Annotated in this window: 14 protein-coding genes; 9 read left to right on the top strand and 5 right to left on the bottom strand. The window is 67.0% G+C overall.

The annotated features are described in order from the left end of the window. Window positions 1-102: 102 nt before the first annotated feature. Complete coding sequence (locus tag VFW45_17450) at window positions 103-2,907, bottom strand: alkaline phosphatase family protein (protein HEU5182576.1); 2,805 nt, start codon at window positions 2,905-2,907, stop codon at window positions 103-105. Between the two features lie 80 nt (window positions 2,908-2,987). Between VFW45_17450 and VFW45_17445 the strand changes: the two genes are divergently transcribed. The 7 genes from VFW45_17445 to VFW45_17415 all read left to right on the top strand — a co-directional run bounded on the left by VFW45_17445 (window position 2,988) and on the right by VFW45_17415 (window position 9,512). Continuing rightward, window positions 2,988-3,743, top strand: a complete 756-nt coding sequence (locus tag VFW45_17445; GenBank protein HEU5182575.1) for a diguanylate cyclase — start codon at window positions 2,988-2,990, stop codon at window positions 3,741-3,743. 85 nt (window positions 3,744-3,828) lie between these two features. Then, the gene (locus tag VFW45_17440; protein HEU5182574.1) at window positions 3,829-4,596 is read left to right on the top strand and encodes a YIP1 family protein; all 768 of its coding nucleotides are present in this window, start codon (window positions 3,829-3,831) and stop codon (window positions 4,594-4,596) included. After that, on the top strand, window positions 4,596-5,024 hold the full coding sequence (locus VFW45_17435; protein HEU5182573.1) for a DUF2752 domain-containing protein: 429 nt from the start codon (window positions 4,596-4,598) through the stop codon (window positions 5,022-5,024). The genes VFW45_17440 and VFW45_17435 overlap by 1 nt, the downstream gene beginning before the upstream one ends. Window positions 5,025-5,163: 139 nt before the next feature. Continuing rightward, window positions 5,164-6,327 carry an efflux RND transporter periplasmic adaptor subunit gene (locus VFW45_17430; protein HEU5182572.1) on the top strand — a complete coding sequence of 388 codons (1,164 nt, stop codon included), beginning with the start codon at window positions 5,164-5,166 and terminating at the stop codon, window positions 6,325-6,327. A 131-nt stretch (window positions 6,328-6,458) separates the two neighbouring features. Then, a complete protein-coding gene (locus VFW45_17425; protein HEU5182571.1) occupies window positions 6,459-7,178 on the top strand; it encodes an ABC transporter ATP-binding protein in 720 nt (239 codons plus the stop codon). Then, window positions 7,175-8,335, top strand: coding sequence for an ABC transporter permease (locus VFW45_17420; GenBank protein HEU5182570.1), 1,161 nt, complete (start codon window positions 7,175-7,177; stop codon window positions 8,333-8,335). The genes VFW45_17425 and VFW45_17420 overlap by 4 nt, the downstream gene beginning before the upstream one ends. A 1-nt stretch (window position 8,336) precedes the next feature. Further along, the gene (locus tag VFW45_17415) at window positions 8,337-9,512 is read left to right on the top strand and encodes an ABC transporter permease (protein ID HEU5182569.1); all 1,176 of its coding nucleotides are present in this window, start codon (window positions 8,337-8,339) and stop codon (window positions 9,510-9,512) included. Between the two features lie 3 nt (window positions 9,513-9,515). Here the strand turns inward: VFW45_17415 and VFW45_17410 are convergent, their stop codons facing one another. From VFW45_17410 to VFW45_17400, 3 genes are all read right to left on the bottom strand, one after another. Further along, on the bottom strand, window positions 9,516-11,246 hold the full coding sequence (locus VFW45_17410; GenBank protein HEU5182568.1) for a mucoidy inhibitor MuiA family protein: 1,731 nt from the start codon (window positions 11,244-11,246) through the stop codon (window positions 9,516-9,518). Between the two features lie 138 nt (window positions 11,247-11,384). Continuing rightward, complete coding sequence (locus tag VFW45_17405) at window positions 11,385-12,986, bottom strand: PilT/PilU family type 4a pilus ATPase (protein HEU5182567.1); 1,602 nt, start codon at window positions 12,984-12,986, stop codon at window positions 11,385-11,387. 6 nt (window positions 12,987-12,992) lie between these two features. Beyond that, window positions 12,993-13,505 (bottom strand): hypothetical protein, encoded by a 513-nt coding sequence (locus tag VFW45_17400; GenBank protein HEU5182566.1) that lies wholly within the window; start codon window positions 13,503-13,505, stop codon window positions 12,993-12,995. Window positions 13,506-13,660: 155 nt separating this feature from the next. On the opposite strand from VFW45_17400, the gene pepE reads away from it, so the two are divergent. Together pepE and VFW45_17390 are read left to right on the top strand one after the other, a co-directional pair. Continuing rightward, window positions 13,661-14,404, top strand: a complete 744-nt coding sequence (gene pepE, locus VFW45_17395; protein ID HEU5182565.1) for a dipeptidase PepE — start codon at window positions 13,661-13,663, stop codon at window positions 14,402-14,404. A gap of 129 nt (window positions 14,405-14,533) precedes the next feature. Next, the gene (locus tag VFW45_17390; GenBank protein ID HEU5182564.1) at window positions 14,534-15,784 is read left to right on the top strand and encodes a DUF1343 domain-containing protein; all 1,251 of its coding nucleotides are present in this window, start codon (window positions 14,534-14,536) and stop codon (window positions 15,782-15,784) included. 7 nt (window positions 15,785-15,791) lie between these two features. On the opposite strand, the gene VFW45_17385 is transcribed toward VFW45_17390, so the two are convergent. Continuing rightward, window positions 15,792-16,091 carry a hypothetical protein gene (locus tag VFW45_17385; protein ID HEU5182563.1) on the bottom strand — a complete coding sequence of 100 codons (300 nt, stop codon included), beginning with the start codon at window positions 16,089-16,091 and terminating at the stop codon, window positions 15,792-15,794. Window positions 16,092-16,100: the final 9 nt, after the last annotated feature.

Here is a 16,100-nt window from a genome sequence, read left to right as displayed (position 1 = left end):
ATCTGCGCCCCCCCCCACCGGCGGGACGTTGCCTTCGACCGGACCCGCCCCTATCCCCCGGACCCGGGCGCCGTCCCCTGCCTTCACCGCGCGGCGGCTTCTTCAAGGTCTTTGCCACTCGTCGAGCAGAGATCGCGCCGAAGACTGCGCCGGGTCGAGCTGCAGCGACCGCTTGAGCGAGACAATCGCTTCCCGCTTGCGGCGTTGCTGGTAGTAAGCCATCGCGAGGGCGTTGTACAGCGCCGGAGAGGACAGCCCCAGCTTCTCCCCTTCTTCCAGCACGGCCACGGATTCGTCATTCTTCCCCGCCAGGCTCAGCGCCGCGCCCAGTCCGACGCGCCCCTCGGTGCTGCGCGGATCCTCGTCAATCGCCTTGCGGAACAGCGGAATCGCTTCCTGGAAGCGGCGCGTGCGCGCCAGGAGGTTTCCCAGGTTCACGAGCGACCCGACGTGCGCCGGATCCTTCTCGAGCGCGCGCCGGTAGGCGCTCTCCGCCTCCTTCGGACGGCCGGCCTGATCGAGGGCCAGAGCGTAATAGCTCGCATGGAAAGCCGAATCCGGGTTCTGCTTCCGGAGGGACTCCATCCAGGAGACCAATCGCTCGGGACTTCCCTGCTTGCGATACAGATCGAACAGTCGCTTCACCGGCTCCTGCGCCGCGGGATCGAGGCGCAGGGCCTGGCGGAAGGCCGCTTCGGCGCCCGCGGGGTCCCCGCCCGCCGCCTTGAGGATGCCGAAGGCGGAATGCAGGTCGCTCTCGTTGCCCCGTTGCGCCAGGAAAGTGGAGAGATCGGACAACCCCTCCCCCGCCTTGCCGGCGGAGACGTAGAGATTGGCGAGCAGGAGATAGATCCCGGGCTGCCGATCGGGACTGTCGGTGGAGATTGCCTGGCGTGCCGGGGGAATCGCCTCCTCGAAGCGTCCCTGCCGCTGGTACGCCTCCGCGAGATAGACCAGCGCCGGGAGATAGCCCGGGACGATACGCAGCGCTTCCTTCGCTTCCTTCTCCGCCTCGGCGGTGCGCCCGCGCTGCAGGTAGATGCCGGCCAGGTTGGCATGCGCGAACGCGGTATCGGTCGGCTCCTGGCCTCCCTTGCCTGAGCCGATGTAGCCCAGGGAGCGGAGGTTTTCTTCCATCGCCTCCTGCGCCTGCGCGGAGGCCGGATCGGCGGCCGCCACCGGTGATGCCGCCTTCGGGCTGATCCGCGTCTCATAGGTCGATACCGGCTGGCGCGGGCGGGAGAGCGCAAACTCCGAGGCGTAGAGATCCTCGCGCACCACTCCGGGCATGTCCTGCGCCGTGGGCAGCCCTTCGGCCGACAGGACCAGGGGCGCCACCTCCAGCAACGAGAAGGCCTTCTTCTCTCCCGGCGCCACCATCGGACCTTTGGCCAGGAAGATCCCTTCCCGCCGGTGCCAGCGTGCCGGCTGGCCTTCGATATCGGGCGGGTGGTCGCGCGGGCGCGCATCGCCGTTCTTGAAGCCGTGATCCGAGAGCACCAGGACGAGACTGGAGGGATCGAGGCGCGAGAGGAGCTCGCCCAGCTGGTGATCCTGGTACTCGTAGTAGGCGTCGACCACCCCGCGGAATCGCCGGTAATCCGCTTCGCTCACCATCGCCATCTTCGGGTCGGCGAAATGCGCGAAGCGATGGCTGACTTCGTCGATCCCCTGGTAGTAGATGGCGAAGAAATCGGGCTGGCGGCTATCCAAAAGGTCGAGGGCGATGGCCTGGTAGGTCCTGCTCGCCGCCAGGATGCGCGTCAGGTGCAGCACCGGATCCCGGGCGCGCAGCGCCGCGTCGGCGGCGGCGCGCTTTCTGAGATCGGCCAGCTGTCGAGCGGAAATCTCCAGGAAGGGCGCCAGGTCCTGGGCCGAGATGCTCTCGGCACCGACCTTGAGCCGGGCGGCCCGGCTGGAGTATTCGGGAGGGCTGACGGCCCCCGCCGGCGGCGGCGCACCGTCTGCGGAAAACAGCGAATAGGCGACCCGGTCGGAGATCATCGTGCCGTTGATGGTCTCCGCGGGCCAGGTGGCCCACCAGGCCACCACGTCGCAGGAAAGTCCCGACCCCGAGAGAATTCCCCACAAAGCCTGCACGCGCCTCGAGGCGGCGCCCACCGGGACCCGCTTGCCGCTCTCCGGATCGCGCATCATGAAGTCGACCACGCCATGCTCCTCGGGCAGCTTGCCCGTGGCGGCGCTGGTCCACAGCAGCGGAGAAAGCATCGGATCCATGGAGCGCATCTCGGCCCAGGCACCTTCCTTTTTCAGGCTCGCCAGGTGCGGCAGCTTGCCGCGCTCCATCAACGGGGAGATGAGCTGCCAATCGGCGCCGTCGAGACCTATCAGGGCCACCCGGACCCGGGGTCCCGGCGCGGGGGGAGCGGGTGTGCGGGCCGCCGGCTGCGCTCCGCCGGCCGGGGCGCGCATGACCGTGAGCACCTTGATCTGGAAGCCCAGCTTCCGGGCGCGGTCGCGGAACTCGTCGGCCAGATCGAGCGGCTGCACGGGGATCTCGTCGGCGGTGTGCCGGGCGATCCAGGGGCCGATGAGGGACTCCAGGTCTTCGCGCACCACGGTCGGACCGTTCCTGCCGGAGGCCCGCGAGGAGAACTCGAGCAGGGAATCGCGGATGAGCAGGCCTTCGAAATGCACCTGGACCGGCACCGGGGCCCCTTCGCGCGCGGGAAGATTGAGCGTGAAGTCGAGGGGAAAGGGTCCGGCGGGATAAGCCATGAGACGCTGCAGGAACGGGATCCTGAAGTGCAGGCCCGATTCGAGCAGGAAAGACTTGCCGCCCGCGGCGCCGCGCAGGACCCCCACGGTGCCGGGCTCCACGCTGATGAGACTGGCGGCGAAGAGGAGGACCAGGATGACGACCGGCAGAATCCAGCGCCGCGACATGCGCGGATTATACCCGTTCCCCAGGGGCAAAAGTCTGGACCGCCATTGCCGCCCCGCCTGTCCGGCACTAGATTGATCGTATGCCGATCGGGGCGCAGATCCTGACGATTCTCACCGCCGCCGGCGCGCTTCTTTTGGGAGTGGCCTTGCTGGCGCGGCGCCGCGTGGCGCAGCACCGGCAGCGGGCCGAAGCGGCCGAAGAAAGGGCCAGGTCCTACCTGAAGCTGCTGGAGGGGATCTCACGGACCGCGAAGACTCCGCTCGTGGGGGACGTGGACGCGAATCGCGCCTCGAGCGCTCCGCCTTCCACGGAAGCTCCGCGCGCCATTCCTTCGGATTCCCGCTACCTCTTCGTTTCCTTCGAGGAGGAAATTCGCCGGGCGCGCGGGCGGGGTGCTCCCCTCACGCTGCTGACCATCTCCCTGGAGAACGCGCAGGCGAGCGATGCCGGGGATCCCGAACCCTACGATCGGCTGCTGCGCGGCGTCGCCCTGGCGGTGCGCGGGCAGATGCGGGGGTGCGACACCTGCATCCGCTACGCCGCCGACGAATTCATTCTGATCCTCCCGGGAGTGTCGCGTGAGGAATCGCGCCGCGTCGAGGCCCGGCTGCGGGTGGCGGTCCACGGCGTGCGCTACGAATCTCCCGCCGGAGCCCGCCTGGCGCGCGCGCGCCTGGGGAGTGCCACCTTTCCCGAAGACGGCGCCACTTTTGATCAGATTCTTACGCTGGCCGACAACCGGCGCCTGCAGGACGGCGACCCACGACGTGATCTTCCCCCGCGAGCGGCGCCCACCGCCTTCCGCATTCCCCCTCCGGCTCTCAGCAGGAACTGAAGCAGCGCGGGCGCTGTTGCGCCCCGCGTGGGTCGCGTGTACCGTATGCGTCCCAACGGATCCCCCATCCTGAGGAGGACGGAGCATGTATTGTCCCGGATGCGGCAAGGAGTTGGCGGAAGGTTTCGCGGGATCTTCCTGCCCGTTCTGTGGAGCTACCCTGAAATCCGGCAGTTCCATTCCCTCCGGCGCGCCTCTCGAAGGGATTCCCTGGGAGCGGCGCGGCGAGTTGGGCTTCATGACCGCCCTGACGCAGAATCTCAGGGCCTGCCTGTTCGATCCCTCCGCCTTCTACACGGCGATGCCGAAGCGGGAGAACGTGGGCGCCGCCTTGGCCTACGTCGTGCTCCTCGGATGGGTCGGCGGACTGGGAGGCCTCCTCTGGGATCGGATAAGCCAGGGCTTCTGGCGGCAGGCCTTGCAGAACCTTGGGGTGCCGGCGCAGGAGCGGCAGCTGGATCCCGCGATGATGGCGGCCCTGAGCATCGGCTTTGCCGTGCTGCTCCCGCTGTTCATCGCCATCTCCGTGTTCATCATCTCCGGCATCTTCCACGTCTCGCTCTGGATTGTGGGAGGCGCCACGCACGGGTACGAAGCCACCCTGCGCACTCACGCCTACGCCGCGGGGAGCACCGCGCTGTTCCAGTGGATACCATTCTGCGGCGGACTGATTGCCCTGATCTGGTCGCTGGTCCTGCAGATTTACGGCTTCTCACGGGTGCACGAGATCCCCGGGGGCAAGGCGGCGATCGCCGTCTTCCTGCCCGTGCTGCTCTGCTGCATGCTCATCGTGGCCTGTATCATTCTGTTCGCCACCTTCTTCGCGGCCATGTTCCAGGGAATGTCGGCCTGATGGAAGCGCCCGCTCGGGCGCCGGGCGCCGCGGCGCCGATTCCGATCCTGCCAATCCTGGGTGTCTCGACCCTGCTCGCGGCGGTCGCGGCACGCCTTCACCTCCTGTCGCTCGCCGGCGGAATCCACCTCCCGCTGTTCTGCCCTTTCCGGCAGATTACCGGCTGGCCCTGTCCCACCTGCGGCTCCACCCGCGCTCTCGCGGCCCTCACGCAGGGGCGGCTGATCGAGGCGCTCTCCTTCAACCCGCTGGTCGCCGCCGTCGCCCTGTTCCTGGTGGCCGCCGCGATGGTGAGCCTGGCCTGCAGGTCGCTGCACGTCGAGCTTCCCGCGCCGCCGCGGCCGGGCCCCGCGCTGAGCCGGCTCCTGCGGGCCGGCGCCCTCGGGCTCATCCTTGTTAATTGGTCCTTCCTGATCCTTCGATCCTGACGTCTGCGGCCCCGCGGCGTCGCCTCCATGCGTTGACCCCCCCGGGGGGAAGCGGATAGACTTTTTCCCCTCCCGAGCAGATCGGATCGAATGAACCGGCTGCCGATCGGGCGGTCCGGAACCGAGGGCATCCTTCCGCATGGAAGCATCGCGCACCAGCACCCCGAGAACCGGCGCCGATCTGGCCGCCTTGAGAATTCCCCGGGGCGAGGAGCCTCCGAAGCGGCCCACCGCCTGGCTGCTCGGGGGCGCGATCGCGGCGGTGCTGGTGGCGGCCGTCTCCTACTTCCTGTTGAGCCGTACTTTCGGGGTCCTCGCCGTGGAGAAGACCTCCGCCGCGCTGGTGACCCAGGGACAGGCCCTCACCGTTTTGTCGGTGGCGGGCTACGTGGAAGCCGAGACGCGCGCCGACATCTCGCCGAAGATCACCTCGCGCATCACGGACCTGAAGGTCACCGAGGGAAGCCGGGTCAGGAAGGGAGACATCCTGGCGCGTCTGGACCACACCGACCTGGACGCGCAGCTGCACGAGACCGAGGCGGCCTGGGAGAACGCCCAGGCCGACCTGCAGCGCCAGCGCGCGCTGCGCGCGCAGGATCTCACGCCGCAATCGTCGCTCGACGCCGCCGTGGCGGCGGAGCGCGCCACGAGCGCCCGGGTCAGCTACGTCAAAGCGCTGCTCGATTACACGGTGCTGCGGGCCCCCTTCGACGGGGTGGTCATCGCGAAGCGGGCGCACGTCGGGGAAGCGGTCTCGCCATTCGGCTCCCCCGGACAGGGCTCCTCCAACGGCGGAGCGATCGTCACTCTGGTCGATTTCTCCACCCTCTATGTGGGGGCCGACGTCAACGAGAGCAATCTATCCGTCCTCAAGGACCGCCAGCCCGCCGAGATCGTGCTCGATGCCTATCCGGACCGCGTCTATCACGGCGACCTCCGGCAGGTGATTCCCTCGGCCGACCGGCAGAAAGGGACGGTCAAGGTGAAGGTGAGCTTCGGCGATCCCGACGAGCGGATCCTTCCCGATCTCTCCGCCCGGGTGAACTTCACCGCCGAGCCGACCCAGGGAAAGGAAGCCAGGACCTCGGTGCAGGTGCCGCAGGGAGCGCTCGCGAGCGCCGGAGGGCAGACCGGCGTCTATCTGATCCGCGGAGATCGGGCGGTGTTCCGGCCGGTCAAGGTGGGCCGCACCGCCGACGGGATGGCGGAGATCCAGGAGGGGCTCGCGGGAGGAGAGACGCTGGTGGCGGGTGCCGCACAGCTGGAGCTGAAGGACGGGCAGAAGATCCACGTCAAGGACTGACCGCTCGTGCCGCCCGCAAAGCCGTCCGCCACCCGCAGGCACCGCCTATCCGATTTTGCTCCCGCGCCGCGCCGCTTCGCGTTACAGTCCGGCGGCGCGGGCGAGTTGCCGCAACGCAGGGGAGGATTCTCGTGAGCCAGGCGCAAATCCAGATCGATCGCGTCTCCAAGGTCTACCGCCGGGATTCGCTGGAGATTCCGGTCCTCAAGGACATCTCCCTGACCGTCGAGCCGGGCGAGTTCCTCGCCCTGATGGGGCCTTCGGGCTCGGGAAAGACCACGCTGCTCAACCTGATGGCCGGGATCGACAAGCCCACTGCCGGAAGGATCCTGATCGGCGACAAGGAGATCTCCGCGCTCGGGGAGACACAGCTGGCGCGCTGGCGCGCCGATCATGTCGGCTTCATCTTCCAGCTCTACAACCTGATCCCGGTCCTCACCGCCTTCGAGAACGTGGAGCTGCCGCTGCTGCTCACCCGGCTGAGCCGCAAGCAGCGACGCGAGCATGTGAAGACGGCGCTGTCGGTGGTGGGGCTGGCGGACCGCGCCGAGCACTACCCGCGCCAGCTCTCGGGCGGCCAGGAGCAGCGGGTCGCCATCGCCCGCGCCATCGTGGCCGATCCCGACATCCTGGTGGCGGACGAGCCGACGGGGGATCTCGACGCCAGGAGCGCCGACGAGATCCTGGTCCTGCTCAAGCGCCTCTCCACGGAGTTCCAGAAGACCATCGTCATGGTGACCCACGACCCGCGGGCGGCCGCGGTCGCCCGCCGCATGGTGCACCTCGACAAGGGAGTGCTCGCGCCGGCGGAAGCACGCGAGCTGGCGGCCATGCGCGAGCTGCGGCCGTGAAGTACTTCCGGCTGATCTGGAAGAACGTGTTCCGCAAGAAGACGCGCGCCTTCCTGACCATGGGCTCGATCATCCTGGTCATGGTGCTGATCATCGTCCTCGTCTCGCTGCTCGACGCCTTGTCGGGAGAGTCGGCCGCCGGGAGCCTCGCCGGATCGCGGGTCGTGGTGCAGCACGCCACCGGGCTGGCGAACTTCATGCCGCTGGGGTACCGGCAGAAGATCGAGCAGATCCCCGGGGTGGTGGCGGTGGCGCCCGAAATCTGGTTCGGAGGCACCTACATCGACCAGCGCCCGGAGCACTTCTTCGGACAGCTCTCCACCGACCCGGAGGTCTGGCCCACCATCAACGCCGACGTGCAGATTCCCGCCGAGCAGGTCAAGGCCTGGCAGGCGGAGCGCGACTCGTTCATCGCCGGCTCCCAGCTGATCGACCGCTACCACTGGAAGATCGGAGACCGGATCAGCATCCAGGGCTCCTACATCCAGACCGATCTCGACCTCGTCCTGCGCGGCGTCTACAAGGGGCGCGACGAGTCGAACATCTTCTTCCACAACAAGTACCTGGAGAACACCTGGGCGGGGCGCTCGGGCCAGACCGGGATCTTCTTCCTGCGCCTGCGATCGCCCGAGGACGTGCCGCGGGTCACGGATACCATCAACCAGATGTTCGAGAACAGCGACGCGCCGGTGAAGGCGATGCCCGAGAAGGAGTTCACGCTCCAGTTCCTGGAGATGATGGGCAACGTGAAGCTGCTGGTCCGCTCCATCGCCATCATCGTGCTGTTCACCGTCGTACTGATTGTCGCCAACACCATGGCGATGAGCGCGCGGGAGCGCGTCACCGAGATCGCCGTGATCCGGGCGCTGGGCTTTCGCCGCGGCCAGATCCTGGCAATGGTTCTCTCCGAAGCACTGGTGCTGTCGCTGCTCGCGGGCCTGGCGGGGGTGATCTTCTCCTTCCCGTTCACCGCCTTCCTGGTCGAGGGGATGAAACATTCACCGGTGGCGATGTTCGCCTACAACTTCAAGGTTTCTCCCGCCACCGTGCTGATGGCCATGGCGGCGGCCGTGACCATCGGCACGCTGGCCGGCTTCGTCCCGGCAATCCGCTCCTCGCGCGTCTCGATCGTCAACGGCTTGCGGCAGGTGGTGTGAGATGGCGATCCCCCTGAAGTACAACCTGCGCAACCTGATGGTCCGGAAGGTCTCGACCGCCATGACGGTGCTGGGCGTGGCGCTGGTGGTGACGGTGTTCCTGCTGGTGATGTCGCTCGCCGAGGGGGTGCGCAAGACCTTCCAGACCTCCGTCTCGCCGCTCAACTTGATCGTCATGCGCGTCGGCGCGCAGTCCGACGTGCAGAGCTTCGTCCTGAGGGATCAGGTGGAGACCATCAAGGCGCTGCCGGGGATCGCCCGCGACGAGAAGGGACAGCCGCTGGTGTCGCCCGAATCGGTGATCCTGATCAACGTCCCGCGCCGCGACGGCAAGAAGACCAACGTGATTGTGCGGGGCGTCCAGCCGGCGGCCTTTCAGCTGCGGCCGCCCTTGCCCATCGTGGAAGGGCGGATGTTCCGCTACGGCACCAACGAGGCGATCGTCTCGCGCCGCACGAAGGAGCGCTTCGCCAGCACCGAGGTGGGACGGACGATCCAGTCGGGCTCGCAGAAATGGCAGGTGGTGGGGATCTTCGACGCCAAGGGGTCGCCGTACGATTCCGAGATCTGGGCCGACGCGCACGACGTGCAGGCGCAGACTCGGCGGGACCAGGGCTTCTCCATCGTGCGGGTGCGGGTTCCCGACCTGGCGAGCCGCGACCGCTTCGCCGCGGCGGTGAAGGGGAACCAGCAGGTGAAGCTGGACGCCAAGCCCGAGGACCTCTACTACGAGGAGCAGATGGGCACCGCGAAGCCGATCCAGTTCCTGGCTTATTTCGTGGCCGTCCTGATGGCGGTGGGGGCCTCCTTCGGCGCCATGAACACGATGTACGCGCAGGTCTCCGCGCGCATCCGCGAGATCGCCACGCTGCGCGCTCTGGGCTTCCCGCGGCACTCCATCCTCCTGTCGTTCGTATTGGAGTCGCTCGCGCTGGGGGTGCTGGGCGGCCTGGTCGGAGGGGTCATCGCCACCCTGGTGGTCAAGTTCTTCCTCACCGCGCCGACCGGGACGCAGAACTTCAACACCTTCGCCGAAATCCTGTTCAACTTCCAGCTCTCGACCTGGCTCCTGGTCGCCGGGATGATCTTCTCGGTGGCCATCGGGCTGTTCGGCGGCTTCTTCCCCGCCGCTCGCGCGGCCCGGCTGAAGATCATCAACGCCCTGCGCGAAGCTTGAGGATCATTCGATCCCGGACACCGGCCATCCGCGGGGGGCGCGCACCCGGTAGCGCAGGGTGATCTCTTTCTTCCCTCCCTTGGGGACCGTGACGGGCCAGGTGAGGATCCCGGGCTCCTTGGGGTCCCGCGTGAAGCCGGCGCTGGTTTCCTTCTCGTCCAGGCTCACGGTGATCCGCTCGTCACCCGAGACCGGGATACGGTCCTTCAGCTCCAGGGCGGCGTCGCCCCCGAGGTGGTTCTCCAGGGTCGTGACGAACTTGTAGTCGATCTCGTCGTCCTTCCCCTTCTGCTCGACCTTCCTCCAGATCGGCTTGCGCTCCGCCTTGAGGCGATCATCCGGCCCGAAGGAAAGGGGGAATTCCTCTCCTGCCGCGCGATCGATCATCCAGGAGCTACCCACGAGATCCGGCCCGACGAAATGCTGGACCCGGCCCGGCAGCAGAGGAACCTCCCCTGTCAGGGTGACGCTCGAGATGATGAAGACGGCCGGGTTCAGCTTCGGGATGGTCCGGTATTCCGTCTTTCCCTCCAGATCCCGGGAGGCGACCCGATGCTTGTGCGGCTGGGCGTCGCTCGGGATGTCCAGCTTCCCGGGCAGATCGAAGGTGACCGCCACGTCGCGCCGCGATGTCTCGGCTTCGGCCATCTCGGCGGGCGCCGGCGCCGGTACCGCCGAAACAACCCCGCCGACGAATCCGCCCTCGGCGCCATCCGCGAGGGTCAGCGCGTCCCGATAATCCGCCTCCGGGGCCGCCTGGTTCGCCTCCTTCCTGGCGGCCTTCGCCTTCGCGACAGGGGCCATCGGGGCCGGGACGAGGGTCAGGCTCGCGAGCTGCGGCAGGTCGATCCCGGCCGCCGGTCGGGTCGTCGAGAGCGACACGGCGACCTCCTTCCAGTCCTCGCCGGTGTTCTGGGTGATCTGCGCCTGCCAGACCAGCTCCACCTTGCCGGTGGACGGCTCGAGACGCGCGTCGTACAAGGGCTGCCAGGAAGCTCCGCGCGCCAGGTAGGTCGTCCGCAGCGTCAACTCACCGCCGTGCGCCGAGGCCACCAGGACCGCGGCACTCCAGCGCTGGAGCCCGCCCTGGGAGGCGAGCTGGCTCAGCTTCTGGCGCCTCACCTCGATTTGCTCGGAAAGGTCCTTGCGCTTGGGCGCCATGGCGCGCTCCTCGGCCGCGAGGCCGTTGAGACGCTCCGACAGGAACTGGAAAGCCTTCTGCCACGAGTCGACCGCGAAGCCGCGGGCCAGGAGGTCCTTGCTCGATTCCTGTCCGGCGGACGCCTTGAGGCCGGAGAGGAATTCCCGCAGCGAGTTGATCGACTTCTGGCGATCGTCCAGGCTGCCCATCTCCCCGATCAGTTCTTGCATCTCGTCCTGCAGCTGCCGGTACTCGGGCGTGAGATTGGCGGCGCGGAACTCCTGCGAGATCTCGACGCCCCCGAGCGTCATGCCGCCCGCGCCGCTGCCGGTGACCCGCACCGAGCTGGGGTCGGCAACGGAGGGGATCTCCTCCAGCAGGATCCGATGATCGCCTGGGGTCAGGCTCACCTTGGACTCCCGGGTGATCAGGGCCCCGTCGCGGTAGACGGTGACCCCGGTGACGCGCGAAACAGGCTTGAGTTCGGCGGCGCCCGCAATTCCGGCGCAGAGCGGCAGAAAAGCCGCGCACGCGGCGCGCCTTACGGCTCGGATCACATCCATGGGATCGGCCTCCTCCAAAAGGATGGGCATGGCACTTCAATCTCCTTGGAGGATCATTCCCTCGAAAAGTTCCCTGCAACGAGGTGGGTTTTCAGGAAGTGCGGAATGGGAACTGCAGACGGAGCGTTCCGGGAGGGGCGCCGTCGGAAGCGGGTCCTGCCGATACGGCTAGGTGGTTTCGATCTTGATGTGGTTGCGCTCGAGGAGGGCCTTGAATTCCGTCTTGGCGGCCGACTTGAAGTAGGCCTCCTGCGGCTCCACCAGGCCCTTGTGGACCAGATCCAGCAGCGCCTCGTTCATCAGGGTCATGCCGAGCGCCTTGTTCGTCTGCATGATGGAGGGGATCTGGAAGGTCTTCCCTTCACGGATCAGGTTGCTGATGGCCGAGGTGACGTAGAGGATCTCGTAGGCCGCCACGCGCCCGCCGCCTTTCTTGCGGCACAGCGTCTGGGAGACGACTCCCTTGAGCGATTCCGACAGCATCGTCCGGATCTGGCTCTGCCGGTCGGACGGGAACTGGTCGATGATTCGATCCACGGTCGAAGGCGCGCTGTTGGTGTGCAGCGTCCCGAAGACGAGATGCCCCGTCTCCGCCGTCTCGATGGCGATGGCCATGGTCTCCAGGTCGCGCAGCTCCCCCACCAGGACGATGTCGGGGTCCTCGCGCAAGGCGGCGCGCAGGGCGGGCTTGAAACCTTCGGTGTGCACCCCCACCTGCCTCTGGTTCACCAGGCACTTCTGGTTGGCGTGGACGAACTCGATCGGATCCTCGATGGTGATGATGTGGTCGGTGCGGTTGCGGTTGATCCAGTCCACCAGCGCCGCCAGGGTCGTGGATTTCCCGGAGCCGGTCGGGCCGGTGACCAGGACGAGGCCTTTGCTCAGCTGGCAGAGCTGCAGGATGTGCTTGGGCAGTCCGAGCTCGTCGACGCTCGGCGTCTTCGACGGGATGACCCGGAAGACTCCGCCGACGCCGAGACGGTCCATGTAGAGATTGCAGCGGTAACGGGCCAGCCCCGCGATCTCGTAGGCGAAATCGGTGTCGTGGCGCTCGTCGAACTCCCGGCGGCTCTTGGCGGGCGCGATGGCGAAGACCATCTCACGCACCGTCGCCGGGCTCATCGTCGCGGAGCCGCCTACGGCGACGATCGTGCCGTCCTTGCGGAACATGGGCGGATTGCCGCTCGACAAATGGAGATCGGAGCATTTCTCCGAGATCAGACGACGCAGCAATCCTTCGATGGCTTCCAGCGCCTGCGGGGAAGGGGCTTCGCCCTGGCTGAACAGGGCCGGGGGGTCCTGGGAGGATTCCTCCTCCCTCGGGTAGTCCATGGAGGTGGCTTCCGAAGCAGCCTCAGGTTCGGCCGAGGATTCGGGGGCGGCTTCTGACATGAACCCGTCGGCCTCGCCGGTCGACGTCTCTGCCAGGACGGGAATCGCTGCCGGCAGCGGAGCTTCCTCCGCGTCCGAGGCCGCGGGGACGGCGGTCAGCCGGACCGAGGAGTCCTTGCGGGCCACCCGGACCTGCACCAACCCCGAGGGAGAACGGTAGAGGAACTCATGCTCGCCGTCGCGTGAGAGCTGAGGCGCGAGATGAGGCGGGGCAATCTCCCGGACGATCCCTTCCACCTGTGTGCGCGTGGCGGCTTCGGCGCTCACCGGCTTCTTGTCGGTTCCGAATCCGAGAACGACACGCTCCCCCGTGGCGATGACGAGGAGGTCGGCCTTGAACTTGAAAATGCTCTGGGCGAACCGATCGAACTGTGCCATTGAAATCTACGCCCCCGGCTCCGGGCCCAGGATGGAGACCCGGACGATGCAGTGCTTATTCACGAGCCGTGCCACGGGCGCATCGAGGACCGCGAAGAAGCGCTCCGGCAGGTTCAGGAAATCGACCAGCCTGGCGCGCCCCTCGGGCATGGCGAATTCCACCTCGCCGCGGACCTGGGTGCCGTCCTGAAGGATGATCTCGGTGCGCACCCGCGAGAAGCCGGCCGGCGCGGATTCGCCCGCGGCCGGGAACTCGATATCCGCCGAGACGGTGAGAAGCGTGATGGCTTCCTTGCGCAGGAGCACGAGCTTGCCCGGTGGCTCCAGGGCCGGAAGGAACTCCCCGGGCCCGTTCAGCAGGTCGCTGAGACGCTCCTCGCCGTCGCGCAGCGCGGCCCTCTCGTTGAGGAAGAGACGCAGCACTCGATCGGGGTGCCCGAGAAAGGATGCTTCCGCGGAGATTTCCCGCTTCGGCACGCGATATTCGGAAGGCTGGGACGGCAGGACGGAAGGCTTCATGTTTCTCCCCGCGGGCGGAGCCCGGCGCGGGATAACTTAATGTCCCATAGAGGCCCGTGCCACCTCTCCTCCCGACCGGCACCGGGCTTCGGGCCTCGCGAGCTCATTTCTTCCACCCGCTTGACGGACAGGGGGAGACCTGTGTATGAGAGGCCATGCCCCAGGACCCCTCATCAGCCGAAGACTGCAAGAAGCTGCGACTACTTCTCATCAGCAGCTCCCGGGTCCATTCCCGGGGCTACCTCGACCATTGCGAAGCCGAGATCCGCGACTACCTGGCAGGAGTGTCGAGAGTCCTGTTCGCGCCGTTCGCGGCGGCGGACCATGCCGGCTACGCCGGGCGCGTGCGTGAAAGGCTGGGGAAAATGGGCTTCGAGGTCGACTCGCTGCATGCGGCCGAGGACCCGTTCGATGCGATCCGACGCAGCGAGGCAATCTTCGTCGGGGGCGGCAACACCTTCCGCCTCCTGAACGATCTCTACGCCCGCGGACTGATCGAGCCGATGCGCGCCCGCGTCCGGGCAGGCTGTCCCTACCTCGGCTCCAGCGCCGGGACCAACGTCGCCTGTCTCAGCATCAAGACCACCAACGACATGCCGATCGTCTATCCCCCCTCCTTCGAGGCGCTCTGCTTCGTACCCTTCAACGTAAATCCTCACTACCTCGATCCCGATCCGGCATCAACTCACATGGGAGAGACGCGCGAGGAGAGAATCCGCGAGTTCCACGAGATGAACTCTCCCCCCGTGGTGGGACTTCGCGAGGCCGCGATCCTGCGTATCGAGGGATCCTCGATGACCCTCAAGGGAACCGCCGGGGCCCGCATCTTCATGAAAGACCAGCCGCCGCGCGAGATTTCGCCCGGCTCGGCGCTCGACTTCCTCCTGCAAGAGTCTTGATCCGAAGCTTTTGACAGGCCCGGGAGACGCTGGTAGACTCCGCCCCCTTCGGAGGGGACACCGCCTGTGTCCCCGGGACACCCCAGCTGCGGTAGGACCGGCAGTTTTCGCTTGGCAAGGGGCCGAATCATGTCCTCCCGATCCCGACCCAAAGTACTAACCGGACTGGAGATCCTGGCCCGCTCGAAGCCGCGCTGGCTGCGCGGGCGACGGATCGGTCTGCTGATGCACCCCGCCTCCGTCTCCTCCGAGTTCGTCTCGGCCCGCGATGTCGTCCTGCAGGTTTACGGCAAGAAACTCTCCTGCCTTTTCGGGCCCCAGCACGGCTTCGGCGGGGAGAAGCAGGACAACATGGTCGAATCGCCGCATGGATTCGACACCGAGCTGATGATCCCCGTCTACAGCCTCTATTCGGAGACGCGCAAGCCGACGGCCGCGATGCTGGAGCATCTCGATGTCCTCCTCGTGGATCTTCAGGACGTGGGCTGCCGCGTCTACACCTTCGAATGGACGACGGCCCTGGCCCTGGAAGCCTGCGCCGCGGCAGGCAAGGAGGTGGTCATCCTGGACCGCCCGAACCCGCTGGGAGGAGAAGTCGTCGAAGGAAATCTGGTGCGCGACGGATTTCGATCCTTCGTCGGGCTATATCCGGTCCCGATGCGCCACGGCATGACGCTCGGGGAAATGGCGGCCTTGGTGAATGCGCGGCTGGGGAACGCCTCGAAAGGGGCCCGTCCCAAGCCGCGGCGCGACGGCGTCGGCATCCGCTGTCCCGGGGCCTGCGACCTGACGGTTATTCCGATGCGCGGCTGGCGCCGAAAGATGCTGTTTCCCGATACCGGGCTGGAGTGGGTCCTTCCCTCCCCTAACATGCCCACTTTCGACACGGCCATGGTCTATCCGGGCCAGGTGCTCCTGGAAGGGACCAATCTGTCGGAGGGGAGAGGGTCGACGCGTCCGTTCGAGATCTTCGGCGCTCCGTACCTCGACATGAAGCGGTTCAGGGCCGCCTTCGACTCCCGTAAGCTGCCGGGGGTGGTCCTGAGGGACCAGACGTTCCAGCCCACCTTCTCGAAATGGAGCGGCAAGATCTGCTTCGGGTTCCAGCTTCAGGTGACCGATCGGAAGGCGTACAAGCCCTACCTGACGACCCTCGCGATCCTCCAGGACGTGCTGGCAGAGCACCGGCTCGATTTCATCTGGAAGCAGCCACCCTACGAGTACGTCACCGACAAGCTGCCGGTCGACGTGCTCACGGGAGATCCGGCCGTGCGGAAGGTGCTGGAGTCGGGGAGCAGCCTGGCAAAGCTGGAGAAGAGCTGGCGCAAGGAAACCGCTGCCTTCGTGCGAGAAGCGAAGCCCTTCCGGATGTACGCCTAGGATTGTCTCAGTCGAGGTCGAAGGGGCGCGGTGGCCGCGTTTCGTCCTTCTCGGCCTTCTTCATCGCCTCCTTGAACTTCTTCTCCATGATCTCGTCACGGTGCTTTTCTTCCTGCATCGCCTTGGCCAGCTGGGCGCGGGCCTGCTCCTGGCGCGCGGCGTTCTCCCGCGCCGCTTCCTCCAGCGATTTCGTCGGTCCTTTGCGCGGCCGCTCCTCAAGGAGCAGCGCTCCGGTATCGCGATCGAGGTGGAGCACGGTATTGCAGCAGGGACAGGTGACGATCAGGACGCGCGGCGCCGGTTTCATGGTCGCTCC

This window comes from Candidatus Polarisedimenticolia bacterium (genome assembly GCA_035764505.1).
Taxonomy (GTDB): domain Bacteria; phylum Acidobacteriota; class Polarisedimenticolia; order Gp22-AA2; family AA152; genus AA152.
Note: the sequence above shows the minus strand (reverse complement) of the source record. Positions and strands in the feature narration are given on the sequence as shown.